Below are 527 nucleotides of genomic sequence, written 5' to 3' on the forward strand. Positions count from 1 at the left end.
CGCCATCGCGATGGCGGCATGGATCATCAGGTTGTCGCCCGGACGCACTTCCACCGTGAGTGCCGTGCCGGCGAGCTTCATGCGCGGCCTGAGCGCCTTGATGCGGCCATCGAGGGCGCCGCGGCGGCCCGCCACGTCGGCCAGGATGGCCGGCTGCAGTTCAGCGGCCTGCGCCACGACATGGGTCGGGACGCGTTCGAAGTCGCGAATGATGTCAGGGAGATTGGAGGACATGAGGTTCTTTCAGTGGGTGAAGACGGGGGTGCCGAAACCGGCAAATGGCATGACGCGGGCACGGCTCCGCCCAGGCAGAGCACAGTGCGGACACCGTGTCTGCCGTCAGCGCTACGTCACGCGTTGGTGGGTTGGGTCAGTCGACCTTGGCGCCGGACTCCTTGACGATCGGGCCCCAGCGGCCGATGTCGTCATGGATCAACTTGGCGAATTGATCGGGGGTGCCACCCAAGGCATCCGTGCCCTGGCTGGCGAGCTTCTTCTTGACTTCCGGGTCCTGCAGCGCCTTGTTG

Annotated in this window: 1 protein-coding gene; it reads right to left on the reverse strand. The window is 66.0% G+C overall.

The window, feature by feature from the left end; genetic code table 11:
* Positions 1-234 (reverse strand): RraA family protein (locus AC1DY5_RS58240; RefSeq protein WP_478123127.1); only part of this gene is annotated, 234 nt, incomplete at its 3' end.
* Between the last annotated feature and the right edge of the window lie 293 nt (positions 235-527).

It is taken from the genome of Variovorax sp. P4_D9 (genome assembly GCF_056401695.1).